22 protein-coding genes are annotated in these 23,788 nt (G+C 60.1%); 9 read left to right on the top strand and 13 right to left on the bottom strand.

Features of this window, described 5'->3' with window-relative positions; all coding sequences use genetic code 11:
* Positions 1-10 precede the first annotated feature (10 nt).
* Entirely contained in the window at positions 11-1,819 is a 1,809-nt protein-coding gene (gene oadA, locus PMI36_RS09625; protein ID WP_008073560.1) for a sodium-extruding oxaloacetate decarboxylase subunit alpha, read from the top strand.
* 275 nt (positions 1,820-2,094) lie between these two features.
* Here the strand turns inward: oadA and PMI36_RS09630 are convergent, their stop codons facing one another.
* Positions 2,095-2,937 carry an amino acid ABC transporter permease gene (locus tag PMI36_RS09630; protein WP_008073559.1) on the bottom strand — a complete coding sequence of 281 codons (843 nt, stop codon included), beginning with the start codon at positions 2,935-2,937 and terminating at the stop codon, positions 2,095-2,097.
* Positions 2,934-3,755, bottom strand: coding sequence for an ABC transporter substrate-binding protein (locus PMI36_RS09635; RefSeq protein ID WP_008073557.1), 822 nt, complete (start codon positions 3,753-3,755; stop codon positions 2,934-2,936). The genes PMI36_RS09630 and PMI36_RS09635 overlap by 4 nt, the downstream gene beginning before the upstream one ends.
* 111 nt (positions 3,756-3,866) lie before the next feature.
* Between PMI36_RS09635 and PMI36_RS09640 the strand changes: the two genes are divergently transcribed.
* The gene (locus PMI36_RS09640; protein ID WP_008073555.1) at positions 3,867-4,766 is read left to right on the top strand and encodes a homocysteine S-methyltransferase family protein; all 900 of its coding nucleotides are present in this window, start codon (positions 3,867-3,869) and stop codon (positions 4,764-4,766) included.
* Positions 4,767-4,865: 99 nt separating this feature from the next.
* On the opposite strand, the gene PMI36_RS09645 is transcribed toward PMI36_RS09640, so the two are convergent.
* From PMI36_RS09645 to PMI36_RS09655, 3 genes are read right to left on the bottom strand one after another with little or no spacing between them, the layout of a single operon-like run.
* Positions 4,866-5,534 carry a GNAT family N-acetyltransferase gene (locus PMI36_RS09645; RefSeq protein ID WP_008073553.1) on the bottom strand — a complete coding sequence of 223 codons (669 nt, stop codon included), beginning with the start codon at positions 5,532-5,534 and terminating at the stop codon, positions 4,866-4,868.
* Positions 5,535-5,551: 17 nt separating this feature from the next.
* Positions 5,552-5,998, bottom strand: coding sequence for a GNAT family N-acetyltransferase (locus PMI36_RS09650; protein WP_008073550.1), 447 nt, complete (start codon positions 5,996-5,998; stop codon positions 5,552-5,554).
* A gap of 9 nt (positions 5,999-6,007) precedes the next feature.
* Complete coding sequence (locus PMI36_RS09655; protein ID WP_008073548.1) at positions 6,008-6,631, bottom strand: FMN-binding negative transcriptional regulator; 624 nt, start codon at positions 6,629-6,631, stop codon at positions 6,008-6,010.
* 90 nt (positions 6,632-6,721) lie between these two features.
* Here PMI36_RS09655 and pdxR point away from each other — a divergent pair, with 90 nt between their 5' ends.
* Positions 6,722-8,275, top strand: a complete 1,554-nt coding sequence (pdxR, locus tag PMI36_RS09660) for a MocR-like pyridoxine biosynthesis transcription factor PdxR (protein ID WP_008073546.1) — start codon at positions 6,722-6,724, stop codon at positions 8,273-8,275.
* 15 nt (positions 8,276-8,290) lie between these two features.
* On the opposite strand, the gene PMI36_RS09665 is transcribed toward pdxR, so the two are convergent.
* The 6 genes from PMI36_RS09665 to aspA form a co-directional block, all read right to left on the bottom strand.
* Positions 8,291-9,391 carry a polyamine ABC transporter substrate-binding protein gene (locus tag PMI36_RS09665; protein WP_008073544.1) on the bottom strand — a complete coding sequence of 367 codons (1,101 nt, stop codon included), beginning with the start codon at positions 9,389-9,391 and terminating at the stop codon, positions 8,291-8,293.
* 12 nt (positions 9,392-9,403) lie between these two features.
* A complete protein-coding gene (locus PMI36_RS09670) occupies positions 9,404-10,435 on the bottom strand; it encodes a histone deacetylase family protein (protein WP_008073542.1) in 1,032 nt (343 codons plus the stop codon).
* A 262-nt stretch (positions 10,436-10,697) separates the two neighbouring features.
* Complete coding sequence (locus PMI36_RS09675) at positions 10,698-11,696, bottom strand: AraC family transcriptional regulator (protein WP_008073541.1); 999 nt, start codon at positions 11,694-11,696, stop codon at positions 10,698-10,700.
* Between the two features lie 173 nt (positions 11,697-11,869).
* Complete coding sequence (locus PMI36_RS09680) at positions 11,870-12,874, bottom strand: asparaginase (protein ID WP_008073539.1); 1,005 nt, start codon at positions 12,872-12,874, stop codon at positions 11,870-11,872.
* 174 nt (positions 12,875-13,048) lie between these two features.
* Positions 13,049-14,500, bottom strand: coding sequence for an alanine/glycine:cation symporter family protein (locus PMI36_RS09685; protein ID WP_008073537.1), 1,452 nt, complete (start codon positions 14,498-14,500; stop codon positions 13,049-13,051).
* Between the two features lie 538 nt (positions 14,501-15,038).
* Entirely contained in the window at positions 15,039-16,463 is a 1,425-nt protein-coding gene (gene aspA / locus PMI36_RS09690; protein WP_008073535.1) for an aspartate ammonia-lyase, read from the bottom strand.
* Between the two features lie 180 nt (positions 16,464-16,643).
* Between aspA and PMI36_RS09695 the strand changes: the two genes are divergently transcribed.
* The 5 genes from PMI36_RS09695 (at position 16,644) to PMI36_RS09715 (ending at position 20,454) form a co-directional block, all read left to right on the top strand.
* Complete coding sequence (locus PMI36_RS09695) at positions 16,644-17,561, top strand: LysR substrate-binding domain-containing protein (RefSeq protein WP_008073533.1); 918 nt, start codon at positions 16,644-16,646, stop codon at positions 17,559-17,561.
* Positions 17,562-17,895: 334 nt separating this feature from the next.
* Positions 17,896-18,387: a 5-(carboxyamino)imidazole ribonucleotide mutase gene (purE, locus tag PMI36_RS09700; protein ID WP_003196369.1), complete on the top strand. Its 492-nt coding sequence runs from the start codon at positions 17,896-17,898 to the stop codon at positions 18,385-18,387.
* Between the two features lie 11 nt (positions 18,388-18,398).
* Complete coding sequence (locus PMI36_RS09705; RefSeq protein ID WP_007896500.1) at positions 18,399-19,481, top strand: 5-(carboxyamino)imidazole ribonucleotide synthase; 1,083 nt, start codon at positions 18,399-18,401, stop codon at positions 19,479-19,481.
* A gap of 100 nt (positions 19,482-19,581) precedes the next feature.
* Positions 19,582-19,833 carry a GlsB/YeaQ/YmgE family stress response membrane protein gene (locus tag PMI36_RS09710; protein ID WP_008073527.1) on the top strand — a complete coding sequence of 84 codons (252 nt, stop codon included), beginning with the start codon at positions 19,582-19,584 and terminating at the stop codon, positions 19,831-19,833.
* 84 nt (positions 19,834-19,917) lie between these two features.
* Positions 19,918-20,454, top strand: a complete 537-nt coding sequence (locus PMI36_RS09715) for a DUF3299 domain-containing protein (protein WP_032830541.1) — start codon at positions 19,918-19,920, stop codon at positions 20,452-20,454.
* A gap of 134 nt (positions 20,455-20,588) precedes the next feature.
* On the opposite strand, the gene PMI36_RS09720 is transcribed toward PMI36_RS09715, so the two are convergent.
* Together PMI36_RS09720 and PMI36_RS09725 are read right to left on the bottom strand one after the other, a co-directional pair.
* Positions 20,589-21,488, bottom strand: coding sequence for a D-hexose-6-phosphate mutarotase (locus PMI36_RS09720; RefSeq protein ID WP_008073523.1), 900 nt, complete (start codon positions 21,486-21,488; stop codon positions 20,589-20,591).
* 85 nt (positions 21,489-21,573) lie between these two features.
* A complete protein-coding gene (locus tag PMI36_RS09725; RefSeq protein ID WP_007896491.1) occupies positions 21,574-21,978 on the bottom strand; it encodes an acyl-CoA thioesterase in 405 nt (134 codons plus the stop codon).
* 367 nt (positions 21,979-22,345) lie between these two features.
* Here PMI36_RS09725 and PMI36_RS09730 point away from each other — a divergent pair, with 367 nt between their 5' ends.
* Complete coding sequence (locus tag PMI36_RS09730; protein WP_008073520.1) at positions 22,346-23,644, top strand: MFS transporter; 1,299 nt, start codon at positions 22,346-22,348, stop codon at positions 23,642-23,644.
* Positions 23,645-23,788: the final 144 nt, after the last annotated feature.

The raw sequence follows: 23,788 nt of genomic DNA, 5'->3' as shown, positions 1-23,788 counted from the left end.
GAATAGAACAATGAGCAAACAAATCCACGTTACCGACACAATCCTGCGCGACGCCCACCAATCGCTGCTCGCCACCCGCATGCGCACCGAAGACATGCTGCCGATCTGCGACAAGCTCGACAAAGTCGGCTACTGGTCGCTGGAATGCTGGGGCGGCGCGACCTTCGACGCCTGCGTACGCTTCCTGAAAGAAGACCCGTGGGAGCGTCTGCGCCAACTGCGCGCGGCCTTGCCTAACACGCGTCTGCAAATGCTCCTGCGTGGTCAGAACCTGCTGGGCTACCGCCACTACAGCGACGACGTGGTCAAAGCCTTCGTTGCCAAGGCGGCAGTCAACGGCATCGACGTGTTCCGCATTTTCGATGCGATGAACGACGTGCGTAACCTGCGAGTCGCCATCGAAGCGGTAAAAGCTGCCGGCAAGCATGCCCAGGGCACCATCGCCTACACCACCAGCCCGGTGCACACCATCGAGGCGTTCGTGGCCCAAGCCAAACAAATGGAAGCCATGGGTTGCGACTCCGTGGCGATCAAGGACATGGCTGGCCTGTTGACCCCGTACGCCACAGGCGAGTTGGTCAAGGCTCTGAAAAGCGAGCAATCGCTGCCCGTGTTCATTCACTCCCACGACACCGCCGGTCTGGCCGCGATGTGCCAACTCAAGGCCATCGAAAACGGCGCCGACCACATCGACACCGCAATCTCCAGCTTCGCTTGGGGCACCAGCCACCCGGGTACCGAGTCGATGGTCGCCGCCCTTAAAGGCAGCGAGTTCGACACCGGCTTGAACCTGGAACTGCTGCAAGAGATCGGTCTGTACTTCTACGCCGTGCGCAAGAAGTACCACCAGTTCGAAAGCGAATTCACCTCTGTCGACACCCGCGTTCAAGTCAACCAGGTTCCGGGCGGGATGATTTCAAACCTCGCCAACCAGTTGAAAGAGCAGGGCGCGCTGAACCGCATGAGCGAAGTGCTGGCGGAAATCCCTCGCGTTCGCGAAGACCTCGGCTTCCCACCGCTGGTGACCCCGACCTCGCAAATCGTCGGCACCCAGGCGTTCTTCAACGTGCTGGCCGGCGAGCGCTACAAAACCATCACTAATGAAGTGAAGCTCTACCTGCAAGGCGGCTACGGCAAAGCGCCGGGCACCGTGAACGAAAAACTGCGTCGTCAGGCGATCGGCAGCGAAGAAGTGATCGACGTGCGTCCGGCCGATCTGCTCAAGCCGGAAATGACCAAACTGCGTGCCGAAATCGGCGCCGTGGCCAAGTCTGAAGAAGACGTTCTGACCTACGCCATGTTCCCGGACATCGGCCGCAAATTCCTCGAAGAACGTGCAGCCGGCACCCTCGTACCGGAGGTGCTGTTGCCAATTCCGGAAGCGGGCGGCGTGACGTCGGCCGGCGGCGAAGGCGTGCCGACCGAGTTCGTCATCGACGTTCACGGCGAAACCTACCGCGTCGACATCACCGGTGTTGGCGTCAAGTCGGAAGGCAAGCGCCACTTCTATCTGTCCATCGACGGCATGCCGGAAGAAGTGGTGTTCGAACCGCTCAACGAATTCGTCAGCGGCGGTAGCAGCAAGCGCAAGCAAGCCACTGCACCGGGCCACGTCAGCACCACCATGCCGGGCAATATCGTCGATGTCCTGGTCAAGGAAGGCGACACCGTGAAAGCCGGCCAGGCTGTGCTGATCACCGAAGCGATGAAGATGGAAACCGAAGTCCAATCGGCCATCGCCGGCAAAGTCACCGCCATCCACGTGGCCAAGGGCGACCGGGTGAACCCGGGCGAAATACTGATCGAGATCGAAGGCTGAGTTAACAGCCTCGATATACCGCTTTAAACCTCGGGGGGGCATGTGCTCCCCTTTTTTTTCGCCCGGTTTATTTGGGAGCGCCACAACCCTTGTGTGGGAGCGGGCTTGCTCGCGAATGCGGAGTATCAGCCAATATGAATGCTGAATGTAACGCCGCATTCGCGAGCAAGCAGGATCGCCGCACCGCCGCTCCCACAAGGCTTACTGTGCTGAATCAGTGAGACAAGGCGAGTGAATCCCGAGTAGGGGCTGCCGAAGGCTGCGATCTTTTTGCTTTAAACCTGGCTACGGCTCAAATACGCCTTCCCATAATGCCGCTCCATCCGCGCCTGAATCAGCTCCAGTCCAATCGACATCAGCCAATAAATAATCGCCGCTGTCGTGAGCATCTCGATATAGCGATAACTCGAGCGCCCATACGATTGCGCCAGGAACATCACTTCCCAAACCCCCATCACCGAAATCAGTGACGAGTCTTTGAGCATGGAGATGAACTGGTTGGTGGTGGGCGGGATGATGGTGCGCATGGCCTGGGGCAGGGTGACGCGCCAGAAGATCACGGTTTCGCGCATGCCCAGGGCCAATGACGCTTCGCGTTGGCCATGGGGGACGCCGAGGATGCCGGCGCGGAAGATTTCGCTCAGGTACGCGCCGTAGTTCAGCGACAGGGCAATGATGCCGGCGGCGATGGCGCCAGGCACGATGCCCAATTGTGGCAAGCCGAGATAAATCAGCAGAATTTGAATCAGCAGCGGTGTACCGCGAAAGAACGAGGCATAGAAGCTCGCGATACCGAACGCCACCGCGCTTTTCGACAACCGAGCCAAAGCCGTTATGAAGCCCAGCAGTGATGACACCACGATCGAGCACAGGCACAAAAACAGCGTCAGCGCTGCGCCTTGCAGAAAGCCGTTGGGCGCCAGGTGCAGGCCGATCAGGTTCGGCAGTTTGTCGAGGATGATCGAGAACTTCAGGTCGAAGCTCAGGAAGAAACTCGCGAACAAGCCGAACATCGCTGCCCAGGTCAGGTACAGCCGCGTGCGGAAACCGAAAATCCGTTGCAGCATCGACTCAGCCACCGGTTGCGGTGGCTGAGGAGGTTTGGGGAAAGAAGTCATTTACTGATGTCGGCGCCGATCCATTTTTGCGACAGCTTGCTCAAGGTGCCGTCCTGTTTCAACTGGGCAAACACATCACGCACTTTGGCGTCCCACTGGGCGTCGCCTTTTTCGATGGCCACCGAGTTCGGCTCCGAGTACAGCGGCTCACCGGCGAGCTTGAAGCGCTTGTCTTCGTTCAGGCGTGGTTGTGCGGTCACCAGGTTGGTGAGAATCGCGTCCAGACGCACGCCAGTGCCCAGGCCCAAATCCTGGAACGCGACGTTGTCGGTGTCATACGGGGCGATCTGCACATTCTCGAACGGGTATTGCAGTTGGGTATCTTCGGCGCCTTCGATCACCAGGTTTTTGTTCAGGTAGCTTTCATAGCTGGAGGCGCTGGTGAGGCCGACTTTTTTGCCGCTCAGGTCCTTGGCGCTATGAATGCTGTCGTCCTTGGCGTTGACCACAATCACGGCAGGGGAGGCGTAGTACTCCACCGGGAAGTCAAAGACTTCGGCGCGGGCTTTGCTCGGGGTCATGGAGCAGATGCAGATGTCGTAACGCCCGCTCCAGCGACCGGCGGCGATCACGTCCCAGGACGGCGTTTCGAGGCGCAATTTGACGCCCAGTTTGTCCGCCACGGCCTTGGCCACGTCGACGTCGAAACCGTCGAGCTGGTTTTGATCGTTGAGGAATGAGAAGGGTGGATAGCTTTCCATCAGCACGCCCACCAGTTCTTTCTTTTGCTCGATGCGGTCCAGTGTGGCGCCCGCAAAGGCTTGAGTGGAGGCAGCCAGAATCGTCAGGCCCAGGGCCAGCAGTGGTTGAAATTTCACAGTTGATCCCTGAAAAAAAGAGGTTGTTATTAACCGTACGGTGCGTATTAAATAGTTATAAGAACGACTCTGATAGTGAGTTATTTTCATAAGCTTATGAGTGAAAAGCATATGGGCGCAGGCAGCACGGTAATTCTGGATGGCGGCATGGGTCGTGAGCTGCAGCGCCGAGGGGCGCCGTTCAGGCAGCCTGAATGGTCGGCGCTGGCCTTGAGCGAAGCGCCGCAAGCGGTGGAGGCGGTGCACGCGGCTTATATCGAAAGCGGTGCCAATGTGATCACCAGCAACAGTTACGCGGTGGTGCCGTTCCATATTGGCGAAGAGCGTTTCGCGGCTGAAGGTCAGGCTCTTGCGGCGTTGGCCGGTGAGCTGGCTCGGCGTGCAGTCGATGCGGCGGGCAAACCGGTGCGCGTGGCCGGTTCATTGCCGCCGTTGTTCGGCTCCTATCGCCCGGACCTGTTCGATGCCGCGCGGGTGACTGAGCTGCTGACGCCTCTGGTCAATGGCCTGGCGCCGCATGTCGACCTGTGGCTGGCGGAAACCCAGAGCTCGATCGTCGAGGCACGGGCGATCCATGCCGGTCTGCCGAAGGATGGCAAACCGTTCTGGCTGTCGTTTACCTTGAAGGATGAAGACACCGACGAAGTGCCGCGTCTGCGTTCCGGTGAGCCCGTGGCTGAGGCTGCCGCGGTGGCGGCCGAGTTGGGCGTCCAGACTTTGCTGTTCAACTGCAGCCAGCCAGAAGTGATTGGCGCTGCGATTGATGCGGCGCGGGAAACCTTCGAACGCTTGGGGGTGAAGATACACATTGGCGCGTACGCCAATGCCTTCCCGCCGCAGCCGAAAGAGGCCACGGCCAACGACGGTCTGGACCCGTTGCGCGACGATCTCGACCCTCCGGGTTATTTGCAGTGGGCAGCTGATTGGCAGAAGCGTGGGGCCAGCCATTTGGGTGGGTGCTGCGGGATCGGGCCGGAGCATATTGCGGTGTTGGCGCAAAAGTTGGCTTAAAAAGAAAGATCAAAAGATCGCAGCCTTCGGCAGCTCCTACATGGGAACGCATTCCAATGTAGGAGCTGCCGAAGGCTGCGATCTTTTGCTATTGGGACTTTACCGGCACTCCGCCAACGTTTTCACCTGCCCCGACCCCGTCTGGTTCTCATCCGACAGCCATCGTTCGAACCCCGCGCCAATCGCCGGCCATTCCGAATCCAGAATCGAATACCACGCGGTGTCACGGTTCTGACCCTTGACCACCATGTGCTGGCGGAACACCCCTTCAAAACTGAACCCCAACCGCTGCGCCGCATACTTGGAACGGGCATTGCCGTTGTTGCATTTCCATTCCAGACGCCGATAACCCAAGGCAAAGGATTCCCTGGCCAGCAGGTAAACCGCCTCGGTACTTTTCGGGGAACGCTGCATCGCTGCGCCGAAGGTCACATGGCCGATCTCGATGCGGCCCTGAGCAGGGACAATCGACATCAGGCTGAGGATACCTTGCACGTCGCCGCTGGCGCGGTCGATCACGGTGAAGAAATACGGGTCGCTGTTGGCCGCATGGTTGTTCAGCCAATCGTTGAAAGCGCTACGTTCCGGGAAAGGACCGTAAGGCAAATAGTCCCAGAGTTTCGGATCCGAGCCCGGGCCTTCCAGGGCTTTCCACAAGCCGTCGGCGTGACGGGCCGGGTCAAGTTTTTCCAGGCGGATGAAACGCCCTTCGATCAGTTGAACCGAGGGTGGCGGAACACCTTTCCAGTCCGCGAGTGAAGTCGACATGCTGCTCTCCTTGAACCTTATAGGGCGTGGCGAAACTGGATGAAACCGGGGCGCTCGGCGATGCGCTCATAGAGCTGGATCGCGGTGGCGTTGGTTTCGTGGGTCAGCCAATGAACCTTGCAGCACCCATCGGCCTTGGCCGTGGTGTAGACGAATTCGATCAGTTGCCGACCGACGCCGGTGCCGCGGGTTTCTGGCGTCACCAGCAAGTCTTGCAGATAGCAGGAGTTTTCGATGCTCCAGTTCGAGCGGTGATAGATGAAATGCACCATGCCCACCGCTTTGCCGTCGGCCCAGGCCAGCGCCCCGTGAGTCGGTTCGCTCGGGTCGAGCAGGCGCTGCCAGGTACTCTGGGTGACTGCGTCGGGCAATTCGGTGTTGTAGAAGCGCAAGTAGGCTTGCCACAGCGGCAGCCAGGCGGCGTGATCGTCGGCGGTAACCTGGCGGATGTCGATCTGACTCATGTTCGTTCCTTATCGCATCAAGTGGGCGAGGGCCTGGTCGTGAACATCAGGGCTGGCGGCCAGCCCTTCGCGCACACCGGCGATGTCTGCGGGACTACGGTTTTGACTGAGCTTGCGTTTGCCCTCCAGCCGCTGGATCGGCAAGGCAAAACCGACGATGGCCTTGAGCATGCCGTCGATATAGTCGGCGGGGGCATCGGCAACCTTCCACGGCTGGGGGCGACCGGCTTCATGGAGCTCGGTCAATGCGCTGACCAGATCGCGCAGGCGATCGGTATCGGTGAACACTTCGCCAGTGCCATAAGCGTGTACGGCCACGTAGTTCCAGGTTGGCACCACTTTGCCGTGTTCGGCTTTGGCCGGATAAAACCCTGGGCTCACATAAGCGTCGGCGGCGGCAAATATCACCAGCGCTTCAGCGCCATTCTGCAGTTCCTTCCATTGCGCATTGGCTTTGGCGAAGTGGCCGTAGAGGGTTCCATTCGGGCCGTGGTCAGCATTCAGCAGCAGAGGCAAATGACTGGCCTGCAGGCCTTGCACACCGTGGGTGACCAAAACGCCAAGACGGGCGCCGAGGATGTGCTGATGCAGCTCATTCAAATCATTGATGGCGAAATTGCTGGGCGTATACATGGAAATATTCCTTGGCGAATGCCTGCATCCTAGGCAGGCTATTGGTCTGTTGTAAGAGCCATTAATGACCAATTTCATAGGTCCATTACCATGTCGAATACGCCGCTTCCCTCGTCGTTCAATCCGGCGGGTATCGAACTCGACCGCCGCCAGGGCCTGAGTCGTCAGCTCTATCAAGCGCTGCGGGTGCGAGTGCTCGACGGACGACTGGCCAGCGGCACACGACTGCCAGCCAGTCGCGATCTGGCGGCGGCGTTATCGATTTCCCGTAACAGCGTGGTCCGTGCCTACGATCAGCTTTACGCTGAGGGCTTCATCGAGGGGCGTGTTGGCGACGGGACTTATGTCGCGCAATTGCCTCAGGCCGCGGTGTCGGTGAAAAAATTATCCACAAAAGTATCCACAGGGTTTTCAACAGGGTTACCCACAGCCTTATCCACAAATTGGCTGGATTTACCTGTGGTTTCATCCAGTAAAGTTATCCACAGCGGTGCTTTGGGCCGGGTTGAAAAGAACCATCTGACCTTGCCTCCCAGTGGTCCGCCTCGGGCATTTCGGGTCGGCGTTCCAGCCTTCGATCTGTTTCCTTTCGAGGTCTGGGCCAAGCTGAATGCGGCTTTCTGGCGTAAGCCGGATTTACAGCAACTGTGTTACGGCGACCCGGCGGGTGATGCACGATTGCGTGGGCTGATCGCTGCGTACTTGCGCAGTTCGCGGGGCATGCAGTGCACGGCTGAGCAAATTGTGATCACCAGTGGCGCACAACAGGGGATTAGCCTTTGTGCACAGTTGCTGGTGGAGCCTGGCGATGGGGTGGGGATTGAAAATCCGGGGTATCGAGCGGCGGGTCATGCGTTCGCGGTAGCCGGCGCGCGATTGCACGGGATAGCGGTGGACAGTGAGGGTATTGATTGCACCGAATTGGCGGCGCTCAGCGATTGTCGATTGGCTTACGTCACGCCGTCGCATCAGTACCCGACCGGGGTGGTCATGAGTCTGGCGCGACGTCTTGAATTGTTGGCCTGGGCCGAACGCACCCAAGGGTGGATCGTCGAGGATGACTACGATGGCGAATACCGTTACAGCGGTGCACCACTGGCGCCGTTGGCTGCACTGGATCGACAGGGGCGGGTGCTGTATGTCGGAACCTTCGGCAAGGTCGCATTCCCGGCATTAAGACTGGGTTATCTGGTGTTGCCGCCCGGATTGGTTGAGGCGTTCTCCCAGCGTCGTGCGGTGGACGTACGGCACTCGGAGGTCAGCACCCAGGCGGTAATGGCCGAGTTCATGGCCGCCGGGCATTTCCAGCGGCATATCCGACGTATGCGCCGCGCTGCGTTGAGTCGGCGTAACGTGTTGCTCAATGGCTGGCCTGTGGATATCCCGGGCGTCGGTAAGCTGCCCAGCGTGGCGGCCGGTTTGCACCTGACGGTACGTGTCGACAGCGTGACTCGTGAGCGCGAATTGATTGAACAAGCCACCAGCGTCGGGGTGGAGATCAATGGTTTGAGCAGTTATTGGCTGCCAGACACGACGCTTCCCGAGGACCAGCGAGCGGGGCTGGTCCTGGGGTTCGCCGCAGTGCCGGAGACGGCTATCGAATCGGCACTGGCGAGGCTCAAAGAGATCTGGCGCCCGGTGTGAGTCGCGCCGCCCGGATCAGGTGCCGGACTTGATCTTGGTCCAGGCCCGGGTCCGCGCCCGCTCGGCATCGCGAGGCAACGGTTGCAGGGTGTACAGCGTGCTCATCGCCGCTTCGGTCGGGTACAGGTTCGGGTTGTTGCGGATCGCCGGGTCGACCATTTCCGTGGCGTCCTTGTTCGGGTTCGGGTAGCCGACGAAATCGCTGACCGGTGCAATGACCTGGGGTTGCAGCAGGTAGTTGATGAAGGTGTAGGCGTCTTCCGGGTTTTTCGCGCCTTTGGGGATCGCGAGCATGTCGAACCAGATCGGCGCGCCTTCTTTGGGCAGGCGCATGTCGACGATCACGCCATTCTTGGCTTCCTTGGCGCGGTTGGCGGCCTGGGAGAAGCTGCCGGAGTAACCGACCGCGACGCAGATGTCACCGTTGGCGATGTCGGCCATGTACTTGGACGAATGGAAGTAGGTGATGTACGGACGGATCTTCATCAGCAGCGCTTCAGCCTTGGCGTAGTCCGCCGGCTTCTTGCTGTTGGGGTCCAGGCCCAGGTGCTGCAGGGCCAGCGGCAGGATCTCTGACGGCGAGTCGAGCAGGGCTACGCCGCACTGTTTGAGTTTGCTGATGTTCTCTTCCTTGAAGATCAGGTCCCAGCTGTCCACCGGTGCGTTGTCGCCCAAAGCTGCCTTGATCTTGTCCGGGTTGAAGCCGATCAGAATGGTCCCGTACATGTACGGCACGGCGAATTTGTTGCCCGGGTCGTTGGCTTCGATCAACTTCATCAGCTTGGGGTCGAGATGATTCCAGTTCGGCAGTTTGCTGCGGTCCAGCGGCTGGAACACTCCGGCTTCGATCTGCTTGGCGAGGAACACGTTGGACGGTACCACCACGTCGTAGCCGGAGTTGCCGGTCAGTAGCTTGGCCTCCAGGGCTTCGTTGGTGTCGAAAATGTCGTAGACCAGTTTGGTCTGGGTGTTCTGGGTCTTGAAATCTTCCAGCGCTTTGGGTGTTATGTAGTCGAACCAGTTGTACACCCGCAACGTGCGCTCTTCGGCGTGAACGGCACCACTGAATACGGTGGCGTATAGCACTGGAACGATAAGACGCTTGAGTCGATTCATTGTTCTAATTCCTCATTCGGCGCTTTCAAAACCTTCGAGAACGTTCACGGCATTGATGCCGATTTCTTCCACCGCGTAACCGCCTTCCATCACGAACAGCGTCGGCTTGCCGAGGCCCGCGATGCGCGCGCCCATCGCCAGGTAATCCGGGCTGTCGAGTTTGAATTGGGAGATCGGGTCGTCCTTGAACGTATCGACGCCCAAAGACACGACGACGATGTCGGCGCCGTACTGTTCGATCTCTTTGCAGGCCTGCTCCAGCGCCGCGCTCCAACGGTCCCAACCGCTCCCGGCGGGCAAAGGGTAGTTGAAGTTGAACCCTTCGCCCGGGCCTTCACCGTGTTCGTCTTCGTAGCCGAGGAAGAACGGAAACTCGGCTTCCGGATGACCATGGATCGAGGTGAACAGCACGTCGCTGCGCTCGTAGAAAATCGATTGGGTGCCGTTGCCATGGTGGTAATCGACGTCGAGGATCGCGACCTTTTTGTGGCCTTGATCGAGGAATGCCTGAGCGGCGATGGCGGCGTTGTTGAGGTAGCAATAACCGCCCATCAAATCGCTGGCGGCATGGTGTCCCGGTGGACGGCACAAGGCAAAGGCACTGCGGGCTCCGCGCTGGATTTGCGCTTGGGCCGTGAGCGCAACTTGCGCCGCGCTATACGCGGCTTGCCAGGTGCCGGCGGTAATCGGTGCGCCGCCGTCGAAACTGTAATAGCCGAGCTGGCCGTGCAGGCTGGTGGGCATGATCCGGCGCAACGTGCGGGCTGGCCAGGTGTAGGGCAGCAAGTCGCCGTCGGTATTGAATTCGGTCCAGCGCGCCCAGGCCCCTTTGAAGAAGTCGAGGTAGTCGCGGCTGTGGATGCGCTCGATCGGTCCGAGACCGAAATCCTGCGGCGCCTCGACCGGGCCCAGATGACGGGACTGTACGCGTGCCAGCACATGGTCGGCCCGCGAGGGCATTTCGAAGCAGGGCATCAGTTGCCCGTCCATCAATTCACAACGGCCGTGATGCAGGTGGTGATCGTCCGAGTAGATCGTCAGCATTCTTATTCTCCGCAGGCTGATTGGTTGCACACAGTCTTGCGGCGGGCGGCGTTTGGGAGAACGGCAGGAAAGGCCAAAAGGGGATCGATATGGCCAAAAGATTTGACCGAAATTCGCCCCTTATTGGTGCTGCGATGCTCCAGTGTCAGGCGTGGAATGCCGAACCTGTGGGAGCGGGCTTGCCCGCGAAAGCGGTGGCCCAGCCAATGGAGATGCGTCGAATGTACTGGCCTCTTCGCGGGCAAGCCCGCTCCCACAGGGGTTATCGGTGTGGCCGGAACTGACTCGGCGCAACGCCACTCCAGCGCACAAACGCATGGCGGAAGCTTGCGGTCTCGCTGAACCCCAGCGCCTCGGCAATCCGGTAGATCGGCAGTTGATCTTCGCAGAGCATTCGCTTGGCCTGCTCGAAGCGCAATTCATCGAGCAGTTCTTGATAGCTGCAGCCCAGGTCCTTCAGATGTCGCCGCAGGGTGCGCGCCGAGCAGTTCAACTGTTCGGCCAGCCCATCCAGGCCCGGGGCCGCGTTGAGTTGCGCAGCGAGTAGTTGGCGGATACGCCCGAGCCAGGCCTGGCGCCCGGTGAACTCGGTGTTTTGCTTGCGACAACGTTCGGCCATGGCCTGGTGCGTGATGGCGTCGGCCAGAGGCAGAGGTTGTTCGAGCCAGCGTTTGTCAAAAGCAAAGGCATTGGATACAGCATCGAACTGCAAGGGGCAGTCGAAACGCTCGGCATAGCGCGCCTGATAGTCCGGCGCCGGGTGTTCGAAGCGGGCGCCGAGCAGAGGCAGAGGATGGCCGAGCAAGTCTTCGCAGGTGACTTTCATCGAGACCAGGCAAAACTCGACATTGAAGGGCGCCAGCGCCGGATTCTCCCGATAGTCGCCCGCGGTGAGCCAGATGCGCTCGCCATCCTCTTCCAGACTCAACTCGAACAGTGTTCCCAATAGCGCCGGATAGTGCAGCGCCAACCGCAAGGCGTCACCTAAAGTGGCGCTGGTGAGTAAGGCGTACCCGAGCATGCCGTAGGACGAAACATGCATTCGCCGGCCCAGTTCCAGGCCGATATCGCGGCGTAACGCGACGGCGTTGGCGCAAACCAGCATCTCTTGGTTGGTGGTGATGCGTGTGTCCGCCCGGCTTAGATCCGCCGCGCTGATACCGCTGCCGGCCAGCAATGCTTCGCTGGACAGGCCTTCGGCCATGAAGGTGTTGAGCACCAGGGAAACGGCATTGAGGGTGGTGAGATGGGAGTGGAGCATGGGGTGTTCCAGTCTTTAAGTAACTGGAAGCGAGCAAGTTATATGCCCAACGACGATCCTGTGGGAGCGGGCTTGCTCGCGAAAGCGTCCTGTCAGTCACATTGATGCAGGATATGCTGCCGTCTTCGCGAGCAAGCCCGCTCCCACAGGGTTTTGTGTTGTGTCAGCTCAATTCAGCTCAGTTCGCCGCACAGGTCGAGCTCAACCAGCCGTCGAACTTCAGTGGTCTCAAGCCCTGCACCCAGCAGCCCATGCAACTTGCCAAACGCCGCCTCGCGAGTCATGCCGCCACCGGACAACACACCGGCGTCACGCAAGCGGCTGCCCGCCTCGTACACGTCGAGTTGCACACCACCTTCATGGCATTGCGTCACCGCGACCACCACCACACCTTTGTCCCGCGCCCGTTCCAGGCTGGCGAGAAACGCGGGGTTGTCGCTTGGCCCGGTACCGCTGCCATAACATTCCAGCACCAGGCCCTGAATACCGCTGTTGAGCAGGCCATCCAGTTGCTCGGCGCCGATGCCGGGGAACAGGGGTAGCGCTGCGACCGTCGCCAGTTGTTTAGGCTGGTTGTAGTTCAGCTGCGCCGGCACGGAAGTCGCTTTCACGCCGCCGCCCTGACGCTCCAGCCGTTTGAACGGATGACGGCCGAAACTGCGAACCTTCGCGCAGCGGGTCGGATCGAGCAGTTCGCCGTGAAAGTACAGATGAACGCCCGGCGCCAGGCCCTGGCCAAGTGCAACCAATGCACCGCTGAGGTTTTCCCAGGCATCACTGTCGGTCACGCCGGCCGGCAACATGGAGCCGGTGAACACCACGCGGGCATGCAAGCCGAGCAGCTGAAAGCTCATGGCCGCGGCGCTGTAGGCCAGGGTGTCGGTGCCATGCAGGATCAACACGCTGTCGCAGCCCTGGACATCAACGGCGTCGACCACCGCTTCACGCAGTTGCTGCCAGTAGGCGGGCGTCATGTTGGCGCTGTCGATCAGTGGCGCCATCTCGCGAAAGCGCCATTGCGGCACCACCAGTTCAGGCTGGCTGTGCAGATACTCGCGCATCCGCGCTTCGAAACCGGACGCCGGGGCCAGCCCGTGGGCACTGGCTTGCATGCCGATGGTGCCGCCGGTGTAGAGCACCATGACGTGCTGGGCAGCAGGAAAAGTCGAGGAATTCATGGAGGTCTCCGAAAACTGTGGGAGCGGGCTTGCTCGCGAAAGCCGCGATGCGGTCTTGCAGGCTTGAACCCTGAACGGCAGCCTCATCAAGCTGCCACAGCGTAGGGTCGAGCATGACGCCGACCGAACGCTGTGTCACGCCGGGCGCAGAGGGTGCGCCCGGTTTTTTACCGATCAGCGTTGCGCTGCGGTCACGCCTTGCGGCTCGGCTGCGGCCGTAGGAGCGGCGGCTGGCGGATTGGCCGGCCAGGCTTTCAGGTCCAGGTCCAGATCCGGGAATTTGCTCGAATCGAACACCGGGGTCTTGATGCCGGCAGCACGCTGGTCATCGTAGTCACGCAGGATGCGCATACCGACCTTGAACAGCAGGAACAGCGCGATCAGGTTAACGAACGCCAGCATTGTCATGGTGATGTCGGCGAAGGCGAACACGGTGCCGAGGTTTTCGATGGCACCCCAGAAAATCAATACCAGTACCAGCGCGCGGTAGCCGATCAGCGCCTTGCGATTTTCACCGACCATGAAGCGCAGGTTGTTCTCGCCCAGATAGTAGTTGTAGAGAATCGAGGTGAATACGAACAGCGCCAAGGCTACGGAGATGAACATCCGGCCCCAGTCACCGACCACGGCAGCCAGGGAGTTTTGGGTCAGGGCAATGCCGTCGCCTTCGAAGCCTGGGGTGTAGAAGCCCGACAGCAGGATCAGCAACGCGGTGCAGGTGCAGATCACGAAGGTGTCGAGGAACACGCTGAACGCTTGAACCACGCCTTGCGAGACCGGGTGCTCGACCGAGGCCACTGCGGCCACGTTCGGCGCACTGCCCAGGCCTGCTTCGTTGGCGAACACGCCGCGCTTCACGCCCATGACGATGGCGCTGCCGATCAGGCCGCCGAACGCCTGGTCCAGACCGAAGGCGCTTTTGACGATGGTCATCAACATGCCCGGAACGTGATCGAACTGCAGCACGATTACGTAGATGGTCACGCCGATGTACACCAGGGTTTTCACCGGTACCAGCAGGTCAGCGACCTTGGCGATCCGCTTGATACCGCCGATGAACACCAGACCCAGCAATACCGCCAGGCCCAGTCCGGTGTAAGTGGTGTCGAGGCCGAAGGCATTGTTCAGCGAGTGGGTTACGGCGTGGGCTTGCAGGCCGTTGAAGGCGAAGCCGAAGGTGATCAGCAGCAGGAACGCCATGATCATGCCCAACCAGCGTTTCTGCAGGCCGTGCTGAATGTAGAAGGACGGGCCGCCACGGAACTGGCCTTCGGAGTCGCAGCGCTTGTAGAGCTGGCCGAGGGAGCATTCGAAGAAGCTGCTGGACATGCCGACCAGCGCGGTCACCCACATCCAGAACACGGCACCGGGGCCACCGAGGGTCACGGCGATGCCGACACCGGCGATGTTGCCCGCACCGACGCGGCCGGCGAGGCTGAGCATCAGGGCCTGGAACGAGCTGAGTTGACCGGCGCTGCTGCGCAGGCTGTCACGGAATACCGCGAACATGTGGAAGAAATGACGGAACTGGACGAAACGCGAGCGGATCGTGAAGTAGCTACCGAGCCCGACAATGAGCACGATCAGTACTTTCCCTGAGAGGAAGTCGTTGATGACTTCGAGCATGGATTATTCCTCGCTATTTTTTGTGTGTGCGAATGCTGGGTGGTTGACACATCGCGTTACACCCGCTTGTGCGCGGCACAACAGGTGAGGCGAAGGTTCGTCCCGGTTCCATTTCGCGGGTTTGTTATTAGTTCGGGTTCGCATGGGTTTGGGCCTCGTTACCGACGACCGCTCACGCGAAGAGGGCCGGCACTATACATAGGAGAGTGCCGTCCGTCTGCACGGTTGTGGTGCAAGCGACGAAACGAAGCTTTGAAACACCCGACGTTACCGGCGTCGGGCTTATGTAGAAGCTGCTCTTTTGTGGGAGCGGGCTTGCTCGCGAATGCGGTCTGATATCCACCATTGCGGGTGACTGACGCACCGCCTTCGCGAGCAAGCCCGCTCCCACATTTTTCAGCTTCCAGACATTCTGTTTGTGGCTGCCAAAGAGTTAAAAAAAAGGGCTTGAGGGAGTAAATCCCCAAGCCCTCAAAAGGTGAGAGGTGTCTAGTCCCTCGACCTGGTGAGCGTGCTCTTCAAAAGAGCCGGCGTTTGGTCAAGCCTTCAGAGGCACCAGACGCGGAGCAATCATGTTTTCCGGGCGCAGGATGTCGGCGAGCATTTCTTCGTCGAGCAAGCCTTCTTCGCGCACCAGTTCCAGCACGCCGCGGCCGCTTTCAAGCGCGATACGGGCAATGCGAGTGGCGTTTTCATAGCCGATGTACGGGTTCAGTGCGGTAACCAGGCCGATCGAGTGTTCGACCAGTTCACGGCAGCGCTCTTCGTTGGCGGTGATGCCGACGATGCAGTGCTCGCGCAGCATGTCCATGGCGCGCTGCAGCAGGCGGATCGAGTCGAAGATCTTGAAAGCGATCAGCGGCTCCATCACGTTCAGTTGCAGCTGGCCGCCTTCGGCCGCGATGGTCAGGGCCAGGTCGTTGCCGATGATCTGGAACGCCACCTGGTTCACGGCTTCCGGGATTACCGGGTTGACCTTGCCTGGCATGATCGAGCTGCCTGGCTGACGCGCTGGCAGGTTGATTTCGTTGATGCCGGTGCGTGGGCCGCTGGACAGCAGGCGCAGGTCGTTGCAGATCTTCGACAGCTTGACCGCGGTGCGCTTGAGCATGCCGGAGAACAGCACGAAGGCGCCCATGTCGGAGGTGGCTTCGATCAGGTCGGCGGCTGGCACCAGTGGGTGACCGCTGATGGTCGCCAGGCGTTGCACGGCCAGGTGCTGGTAGCGCGGGTCGGCGTTGATGCCGGTGCCGATCGCGGTGCCGCCCAGGTTCACTTCGGTCAGCAGCTCTGGCGCCAGAGTCTTCAGGCGTGCCAGGTCTTCGCCCAATGTGGTGGCGAAGGCGCGGAATTCCTGGCCCAGGGTCATTGGCACGGCGTCTTGCAGCTGGGTGCGACCCATCTTCAGAACGTGGTTGAACTCTTGACCCTTGGCGGCGAACGACTGGATCAGGCTGTCGAGGCTGGCCAGCAGCGCGTCGTGACCCAGCAGCAGGCCCAGACGGATCGCGGTCGGGTAGGCGTCGTTGGTCGACTGCGCCATGTTGACGTCGTTGTTCGGGTGCAGGTACTGGTATTCGCCCTTGCTGTGGCCCATGGCCTCCAGCGCGATGTTGGCGATGACTTCGTTGGCATTCATGTTGGTCGAAGTGCCAGCGCCGCCTTGAATCATGTCCACCACGAATTCTTCGTGGAAATCGCCGCGGATCAATCGGGCACAAGCTTCGCTGATAGCAGCGTGCTTGGCTTCGCTCAGGTGACCCAACTCGCGGTTGGCGTCAGCGGCGGCCTGCTTGACCATTGCCAGACCGACAACCAGTTTCGGGTAATGCGAAATCGGAACGCCAGAGAGGCGGAAGTTGTTCACCGCTCGCAGGGTCTGGATGCCGTAATACGCTTGAGCAGGTACTTCGAGTACGCCAAGCAGGTCTTTTTCTGTGCGGAAAGATGCAGCGGAGGACATGATAGAAATCATCTCGATATGGACCCGGTCTGTGCCGGAACACCGCAAATGCTAGGCTTGTGAAGAATTTTGGGCCAATGCTGTTAAACACTAGCCTATGCACATTCGGCATAATGCCCGTGTGACGCCGCGTGTGCGGCGAGCGTGTGACCTAAATTGGTGCGTGTCCGGGAGGGCGTGATGAATCTGGAAAGTAAATGGCTCGAGGACTTTAGTGCTCTGGCCGCCACCCGCAGCTTCTCCCAGGCAGCTGAACGACGCTTCGTGACTCAGCCGGCATTCAGCCGACGGATCCGCAGCCTCGAAGCCGCGTTGGGGCTGACCCTGGTGAATCGCTCTCGCACGCCGGTCGAGCTGACGGCGGCGGGGCAGCTGTTTCTCGTTACCGCGCGAACCGTGGTCGAACAGCTGGGTGAAGTGCTGCGCCACCTTCATCACCTGGAAGGCGGGCAGGGCGAGGTGATGCAGGTTGCTGCCGCTCACTCTCTGGCACTGGGTTTCTTCCCGCGCTGGATAGCGCAGTTGCGCAACGAAGGGCTGAACATTGCCACGCGACTGGTGGCCACTAACGTTGGCGATGCGGTGCATGCATTGCGCGAAGGCGGCTGCGATTTGATGCTGGCGTTCTATGATCCGGACTCCGCGATGCAAATGGACCCGGAGATTTTTCCGTCGCTGCATCTGGGAGACACCGAAATGCTCCCGGTCTGCGCCGCCGATGCCGACGGCAAGCCGTTGTTCGACCTGGAAGGCGAAACCAGCGTGCCGCTGTTGGCCTACAGCGCCGGTGCGTTTCTCGGGCGCTCGGTCAACATGCTGTTACGCCAGCGCGCCCTCAGGTTTACCACTATTTACGAAACCGCCATGGCCGACAGCCTGAAAAGCATGGCGCTGGAAGGCCTTGGCATCGCCTGGGTACCGCAATTGAGCGTGCGCGCTGAACTGGCTCGCGGTGAGTTAGTCGTCTGCGGTGGCCCGCAATGGCATGTGCCACTGGAGATCCGTCTGTACCGCTGCGCATTGGTGCGCAAGGCCAATGTGCGGTTGCTCTGGCGCAAGCTTGAAGGTGGTGCAGCCCAAGGCACGACGGGTATCTGAGACCAATGAAGATCCAATGTGGGAGCGGGCTTGCTCGCGAATGCGGTGTTTCAGTCGAGATCAATGTTGCCTGACCCAGCGCATTCGCGAGCAAGCCCGCTCCCACAGGGGGATTTGTATTGATCTTTCGCTGACCTGCGGGTCAATAAAACCGGCACTTTGCGCCGTATGACAGATGGTCGTATCGGGGGCTGTTTATCTGCTTCATTGAGGTATACTGCGCGGCCTTCGGCCGGTTTTACCTGGCCTTAATTCGTACAATCAAGCCACGCATCCTGCGTGGCTTGTTGTTTTTTGACGCGCCTGCGGGCGCCCAGAGAGAAGAGGCACGACGATGAGTGCACTGGTTGGCGTGATCATGGGCTCCAAGTCCGATTGGTCCACCCTTAGCCACACCGCCGATATGCTGGAAAAGCTCGGCATCCCTTACGAGGTGAAAGTGGTCTCTGCCCACCGCACCCCGGACCTGCTGTTCCAGTATGCCGAAGAGGCTGAGGCCCGTGGCATCGAGGTGATCATCGCCGGTGCCGGTGGCGCGGCCCACCTGCCTGGTATGTGTGCGGCCAAGACCCACCTGCCGGTGCTGGGCGTACCCGTACAGTCGTCGATGCTCTCGGGCGTCGATTCGCTGCTGTCTATCGTGCAAATGCCTGCAGGCATTCCGGTCGCCACCCTGGCCATCGGCAAAGCCGGCGCGATCAACGCAGCGCTGCTCTCGGCGAGCATCCTGGGCGCCAAGCATCCGCAATTTCATACCGTGTTGAAGAAATTCCGCGCTGAGCAGACAGACAGCGTCCTGGACAATCCAGACCCACGCATCGCCTGAGGTTGTTGACGATGAAAATCGGTGTAATCGGTGGCGGCCAGTTGGGTCGCATGTTGGCGCTGGCGGGCACTCCGCTGGGCATGAATTTCGCTTTCCTCGACCCGGCGCCAGATGCTTGCGCAGCCGCGTTGGGCGAACACCTGCGGGCCGATTACGGCGATCAGGATCACCTGCGTCAACTGGCCGATGAAGTCGACCTGGTGACCTTCGAGTTCGAAAGCGTCCCGGCCGAAACCGTGGCTTTTCTGTCGCAATTCGTCCCGGTGTACCCGAGCGCCGAAGCCCTGCGCATCGCTCGTGATCGCTGGTTCGAAAAGAGCATGTTCAAGGACCTGGGGATTCCGACCCCCGCGTTTGCCGACATCCAGTCGCAAGCCGACCTGGACGCCGCCGTGGCTTCGATCGGTCTGCCGGCCGTGCTGAAAACCCGCACCCTGGGTTACGACGGCAAGGGCCAGAAAGTCCTGCGCAAGCCTGAAGACGTGGTCGGCACTTTCGCTGAGCTGGGCAGCGTTGCCTGCCTGCTGGAAGGCTTCGTGCCGTTCACTGGCGAAGTCTCGCTGATTGCCGTGCGCGCCCGCGATGGTGAGACCAGGTTCTATCCACTGGTTCACAACACCCACGACAGCGGCATTCTCAAGCTGTCCGTGGCCAGCACCGATCACCCGCTGCAAGCGTTGGCTGAAGATTATTCCAGCCGGGTGCTCAAGCAGCTGGAGTACGTCGGCGTGATGGCGTTCGAGTTCTTCGAAGTCGACGGCGGCCTCAAGGCCAACGAAATCGCCCCGCGCGTACACAACTCCGGGCACTGGACCACCGAAGGCGCCGAGTGCAGCCAGTTCGAAAACCACCTGCGGGCCGTTGCCGGTCTGCCGCTGGGTTCGACGGCCAAGGTCGGCGAGAGCGCGATGCTCAACTTCATCGGTGTCGTGCCGCCAGTAGAAAAAGTGATCGCGATCGACGACTGCCATTTGCATCACTACGGCAAGGCTTTCAAGGTCGGCCGCAAGGTCGGTCACGCCAGTCTGCGCTGTGCAGACCGTGAGACGTTGGCTGCGCAGATCCTCAAGGTCGAAGCGCTGATCGCCGAATAGTTTCATGTGGCAGCGGCGGAACCTTCAGGGGCCGCCGTTCTCTGATGGCAGGATGCCAAAGTCTGTCTAGGCTATAGCCAATTAATCAGAGGGAAATGCCATGGGAATTATCGGAACCATCTTTATTGGCTTGATCGTCGGTCTGCTGGCTCGGTTTTTGAAACCGGGCGATGACAGCATGGGCTGGATCATGACCATCCTGCTCGGTATCGGCGGTTCGCTGGCGGCCACTTACGGCGGCCAGGCCTTGGGCATTTACCACGCAGGCGAAGGTGCCGGTTTCATCGGTGCGCTGGTGGGCGCGGTGGTATTGCTGGTGATCTACGGCCTGATCAAAAAAAGAACTGATTGAAGTGACAAAGCCCTCTCTGCGCCATCGCCGGAGAGGGCTAGAATGCCCGGCGTTAAACCGTCCTTTCTTTTGCCGAGCACTTTCATGCGTCGTCTTCTGTTGACTCTTCTCTTCCTGGGCAGTGGTTTGGCCCATGCCGGCGAACTGCCGGAAACCGACTGGCTTGAACTGATGCCCAAGTCGGACCAGAAAGCCCTCGAGGCCATGCCCGAAATCGATCACAACTCACCGGAAGCCAACGGCACCTTTACCCAAAAGGGCGGCATGAAGCAGAGCAAGGGCTTGCCGGCGGTGATGTACTCGACCAAAACCGTGCAGTCGATGAACGACAAGCACATCCGCATTGGCGGTTATCCGGTGCCGTTGGAATCCGACGCCAAGGGCCGCAGCACGTTGTTCTTCCTTGTGCCGTATCCGGGCGCTTGCATCCATGTGCCACCACCGCCGCCTAACCAACTGGTGCTGGTGCGTTATCCAAAAGGCTTGAAGCTAAGTGACATCTACACGCCGCTGTGGGTGACCGGCACGCTGAAGATCGAGACGGTCAACAACGACCTGGCAGATGCGGCGTATGCGCTGGACGCGGCGCAGGTGCGGGTGGTCAAAGAGTCGGATTTGTAAAAACGCCAGTCAGTCTGGCGCAGATCAAAATGTGGGAGCGGGCTTGCTCGCGAAGACGGTGTGTCAGACAACGTTAATGTCGACTGATACGCCGCCTTCGCGAGCAAGCCCGCTCCCACATTTGTTTTGTGGTGTTAAAGGGATTTGCTACCGATGCTGACGCCCAGGGTATGGCTCCCCCCCGGTGCCAGCGTCACCACATCACCCATCACATTCGCTGTTTCTATGCACAGCATGCGCTGCCAGCCATCGTCGGCCATGTCGCTGAATGCCGCGGCGCGGTCGATCCAGGGGTTCCAGATCACCGCCGAACGTGAACCGCTGCTGGTCAGTTCGATGCGTCGCTCCCAGTGTGGGTCAACAATGCTCAGCTTCGGCGGGGTATTGAGATAGATGCGGTCAGTCTCGCCGGTAAAATGCAGATCACCGGTCTGGGTGACGGTTTTCCAGTCGTCCAGGGTTTCGATATAGCTCAAGCCATCCAGCCCTTCAACGTGTACGTTGCGCACATCGCTGACCGCGAAATAGCTGTGCAAAGCCTGGCTGATGGTGACGTGTTCAGCGCCCTTGTTCTCGCTCGTCAGGCTGATATGCAACTGCTCATCCAGACGAATGCCCAGCTTCAAGTCCACCTGATGCGGCCAGCCTGGCAGGCCGCCTTCGGGGTAGGGAAGGACAAATTCCACTTTCAGGCTTTCGCCCTCGGTTTCGATGCCACCCAGTTCCCAGTCCATCGCCCGCACCAGACCATGGGCGGTCGGCGGTTCCTGGCTGACGCGCATGGCCTGGACACTCTGCGGGTTGCGCGACAGGTTGCCGAACCACGGCCAGCACACCGGCACGCCGGCGCGGATGCTTTTGCCAGCCTTGAACACCGCCTCGTCGTTGAGCCAGATCAACGGTGGCTCGCCAGCCAGTTGATAACTGAGGATGTGCGCGCCTTGTTGGGCCACCAGCAATTCGGCCTGACCGTGGCGGATGCGCCAGCAGTTCAGTTCATCCAGTTTCACGGCTTCAACGTTGGGCGTGCTCATGGGGCAACTCTCAATCAGGAACAATGACTCAATGGGACCGCAAAACGGTCGCGGGGTTTAACGCGCCGTTTTTACAAGCTCCGGTTTAACGGGCTCTAGGCGGAACCGAGCGAGTGCGGCCGCTGCCGTCGATGGCGACGAACACGAAGACGGCTTCGGTGACTTTACGCCATTCGCTGGACAGTGGATCGTCGCTCCAGACTTCGACCATCATCTGAATCGAGCTGCGACCGATTTCCAGAGCCTGGGTATAAAAGGACAGCTGCGCGCCCACCGCTACCGGCACCAGGAACGCCATGCGATCGATCGCCACGGTGGCTACGCGACCACCCGCCACCTTGCTGGCCATTGCAGTGCCAGCCAAATCCATCTGCGCCACCAGCCAGCCGCCGAAAATATCGCCAAAGCCATTGGTTTCGCGCGGAAGCGCGGTGATTTGCAGGGCCAGGTCGCCTTGCGGGATTGGATCTTCTTGTTCGAGCTCTATCATGCCGGGGGTGCCTCTGACCCGTGACTCTTCATTGGTACTTCAGGTTGAATAGCCGTCTCTAAGAAAAACGATTCAGCCCCGAACATACTACGTTCGTCACGTTTTTCGTAAGGCGCCTAAAGGGAAACTCTGCGAAATCGGCTGACGGATGCCAACGACGGTTTCGCACAGCAACCCCTTACAAGCCGTTGCAATATTGGGAGTATATCGATCGGTAGACTCCGAGACGACCGTCCGGTTCTCATTTCGACCGTCAAATACGCGCCTCTATGTGCTTTTTCGAACAATTTGCTATCGTGCCAAACCTGCCCAAGCCTCCGCCAGCGTTGTTGAGGTTGCAGATCCGACTATAAGAGAAGCCCTTGCCATGACCACAGCGCCCTCGAGCATCGCGCAGCCCACCCAGTCCACACGTCCGCTGACCCGCAACGACTATAAGACGTTATCGCTGTCTGCCTTGGGCGGCGCGCTGGAGTTTTACGACTTCATCATCTTTGTGTTCTTCGCCACGGTGGTCGGCAAACTGTTCTTCCCCGCTGACATGCCCGAGTGGCTGCGCCTGATGCAGACGTTCGGCATCTTCGCCGCCGGCTACCTGGCGCGGCCGCTGGGCGGCATCGTCATGGCGCACTTCGGTGATCTGCTGGGGCGCAAGAAGATGTTCACCTTGAGCATTTTCATGATGGCAGTCCCGACCCTGATCATGGGCTTGCTGCCAACTTATGCGCAGATAGGTATGTGGGCGCCGATCCTGTTGCTGTTGATGCGGGTAATTCAGGGCGCGGCGATTGGCGGTGAAGTGCCGGGGGCCTGGGTATTCGTTTCCGAACACGTGCCGCAGCGTCATATTGGTTATGCCTGCGGCACGCTGACCTGCGGTCTGACCGCCGGTATTCTTTTGGGCTCGTTGGTCGCTACCGCAATCAACAGCATTTACACGCCGGTGGAAGTGTCGGATTACGCCTGGCGAATCCCGTTCCTGCTGGGCGGCGTGTTTGGCCTGTTCTCGGTCTACCTGCGTCGCTGGCTCCACGAAACCCCAGTGTTTGCCGAACTGCAATTACGCAAAGCGCTGGCCGAAGAAGTGCCGCTGCGCGCCGTGTTGCGTGACCATCGCGGTGCGATTCTGATTTCCATGCTGCTGACCTGGCTGCTGTCCGCCGGCATCATCGTGGTCATTCTCATGACCCCGACCGTGCTGCAGACCGTTTACCACTTCGCGCCGACTACCGCGTTGCAGGCCAACAGCCTGGCCATCGTGTTCCTGAGCCTGGGCTGTGTGGCCTCCGGCGCATTGGCTGACCGCTTCGGCGCTGGCCGGGTGTTCGTGTTCGGTAGCGCCGCGCTGCTGATCAGTTCATGGACGTTCTATCACAGTCTGTTCAACCATCCCGACTGGCTGTTCCCGATGTATGCCCTGACCGGTCTGCTGGTCGGCACTATCGGTGCGGTGCCGTACGTGATGGTCAAAGCCTTCCCGGCGGTGGTGCGGTTCAGCGGGTTGTCGTTTTCCTACAACCTGGCTTACGCGATTTTCGGTGGCCTGACGCCGATGGTGGTGACGTTGCTCTTGAAGGAAAGCCCGATGGGGCCGGCCTATTATGTGGCAATCATTTGTGGCGTCGGGATTCTGGTGGGGGCCTATCTCTGGAAGAAGGGGCGCTAAGCCGGCCCTTTGTATCGATCATATTGGCGCCTTCGCGAGCAAGCCCGCTCCCACATTCGACCGCATTCTTCCAGGAGAACTCGGTTAAGTGTGGGAGCGGGCTTGCCCGCGAAGAACGATAACGCGGTCTGCCTGCGAAAAAAG

The sequence above is a fragment of the Pseudomonas sp. GM79 genome (assembly GCF_000282495.1).
GTDB lineage: Bacteria > Pseudomonadota > Gammaproteobacteria > Pseudomonadales > Pseudomonadaceae > Aquipseudomonas.
The sequence above is the reverse complement of the archived record's forward strand: the minus strand, read 5'-3'. Positions and strand labels throughout refer to the sequence as shown.

Bases quoted from the DNA above. Each gene is read 5' to 3' on its own strand.
- oadA (WP_008073560.1), top strand. From the start codon at position 11: ATGAGCAAACAAATCCACGTTACCGACACAATCCTGCGCGACGCCCAC.
- PMI36_RS09630 (WP_008073559.1), bottom strand. From the start codon at position 2,937: ATGACTTCTTTCCCCAAACCTCCTCAGCCACCGCAACCGGTGGCTGAG.
- PMI36_RS09640 (WP_008073555.1), top strand. From the start codon at position 3,867: ATGGGCGCAGGCAGCACGGTAATTCTGGATGGCGGCATGGGTCGTGAG.
- PMI36_RS09645 (WP_008073553.1), bottom strand. From the start codon at position 5,534: ATGTCGACTTCACTCGCGGACTGGAAAGGTGTTCCGCCACCCTCGGTT.
- PMI36_RS09650 (WP_008073550.1), bottom strand. From the start codon at position 5,998: ATGAGTCAGATCGACATCCGCCAGGTTACCGCCGACGATCACGCCGCC.
- PMI36_RS09655 (WP_008073548.1), bottom strand. From the start codon at position 6,631: ATGTATACGCCCAGCAATTTCGCCATCAATGATTTGAATGAGCTGCAT.
- pdxR (WP_008073546.1), top strand. From the start codon at position 6,722: ATGTCGAATACGCCGCTTCCCTCGTCGTTCAATCCGGCGGGTATCGAA.
- PMI36_RS09665 (WP_008073544.1), bottom strand. From the start codon at position 9,391: ATGAATCGACTCAAGCGTCTTATCGTTCCAGTGCTATACGCCACCGTA.
- PMI36_RS09670 (WP_008073542.1), bottom strand. From the start codon at position 10,435: ATGCTGACGATCTACTCGGACGATCACCACCTGCATCACGGCCGTTGT.
- PMI36_RS09675 (WP_008073541.1), bottom strand. From the start codon at position 11,696: ATGCTCCACTCCCATCTCACCACCCTCAATGCCGTTTCCCTGGTGCTC.
- PMI36_RS09680 (WP_008073539.1), bottom strand. From the start codon at position 12,874: ATGAATTCCTCGACTTTTCCTGCTGCCCAGCACGTCATGGTGCTCTAC.
- PMI36_RS09685 (WP_008073537.1), bottom strand. From the start codon at position 14,500: ATGCTCGAAGTCATCAACGACTTCCTCTCAGGGAAAGTACTGATCGTG.
- aspA (WP_008073535.1), bottom strand. From the start codon at position 16,463: ATGTCCTCCGCTGCATCTTTCCGCACAGAAAAAGACCTGCTTGGCGTA.
- PMI36_RS09695 (WP_008073533.1), top strand. From the start codon at position 16,644: ATGAATCTGGAAAGTAAATGGCTCGAGGACTTTAGTGCTCTGGCCGCC.
- purE (WP_003196369.1), top strand. From the start codon at position 17,896: ATGAGTGCACTGGTTGGCGTGATCATGGGCTCCAAGTCCGATTGGTCC.
- PMI36_RS09705 (WP_007896500.1), top strand. From the start codon at position 18,399: ATGAAAATCGGTGTAATCGGTGGCGGCCAGTTGGGTCGCATGTTGGCG.
- PMI36_RS09710 (WP_008073527.1), top strand. From the start codon at position 19,582: ATGGGAATTATCGGAACCATCTTTATTGGCTTGATCGTCGGTCTGCTG.
- PMI36_RS09715 (WP_032830541.1), top strand. From the start codon at position 19,918: ATGCGTCGTCTTCTGTTGACTCTTCTCTTCCTGGGCAGTGGTTTGGCC.
- PMI36_RS09720 (WP_008073523.1), bottom strand. From the start codon at position 21,488: ATGAGCACGCCCAACGTTGAAGCCGTGAAACTGGATGAACTGAACTGC.
- PMI36_RS09725 (WP_007896491.1), bottom strand. From the start codon at position 21,978: ATGATAGAGCTCGAACAAGAAGATCCAATCCCGCAAGGCGACCTGGCC.
- PMI36_RS09730 (WP_008073520.1), top strand. From the start codon at position 22,346: ATGACCACAGCGCCCTCGAGCATCGCGCAGCCCACCCAGTCCACACGT.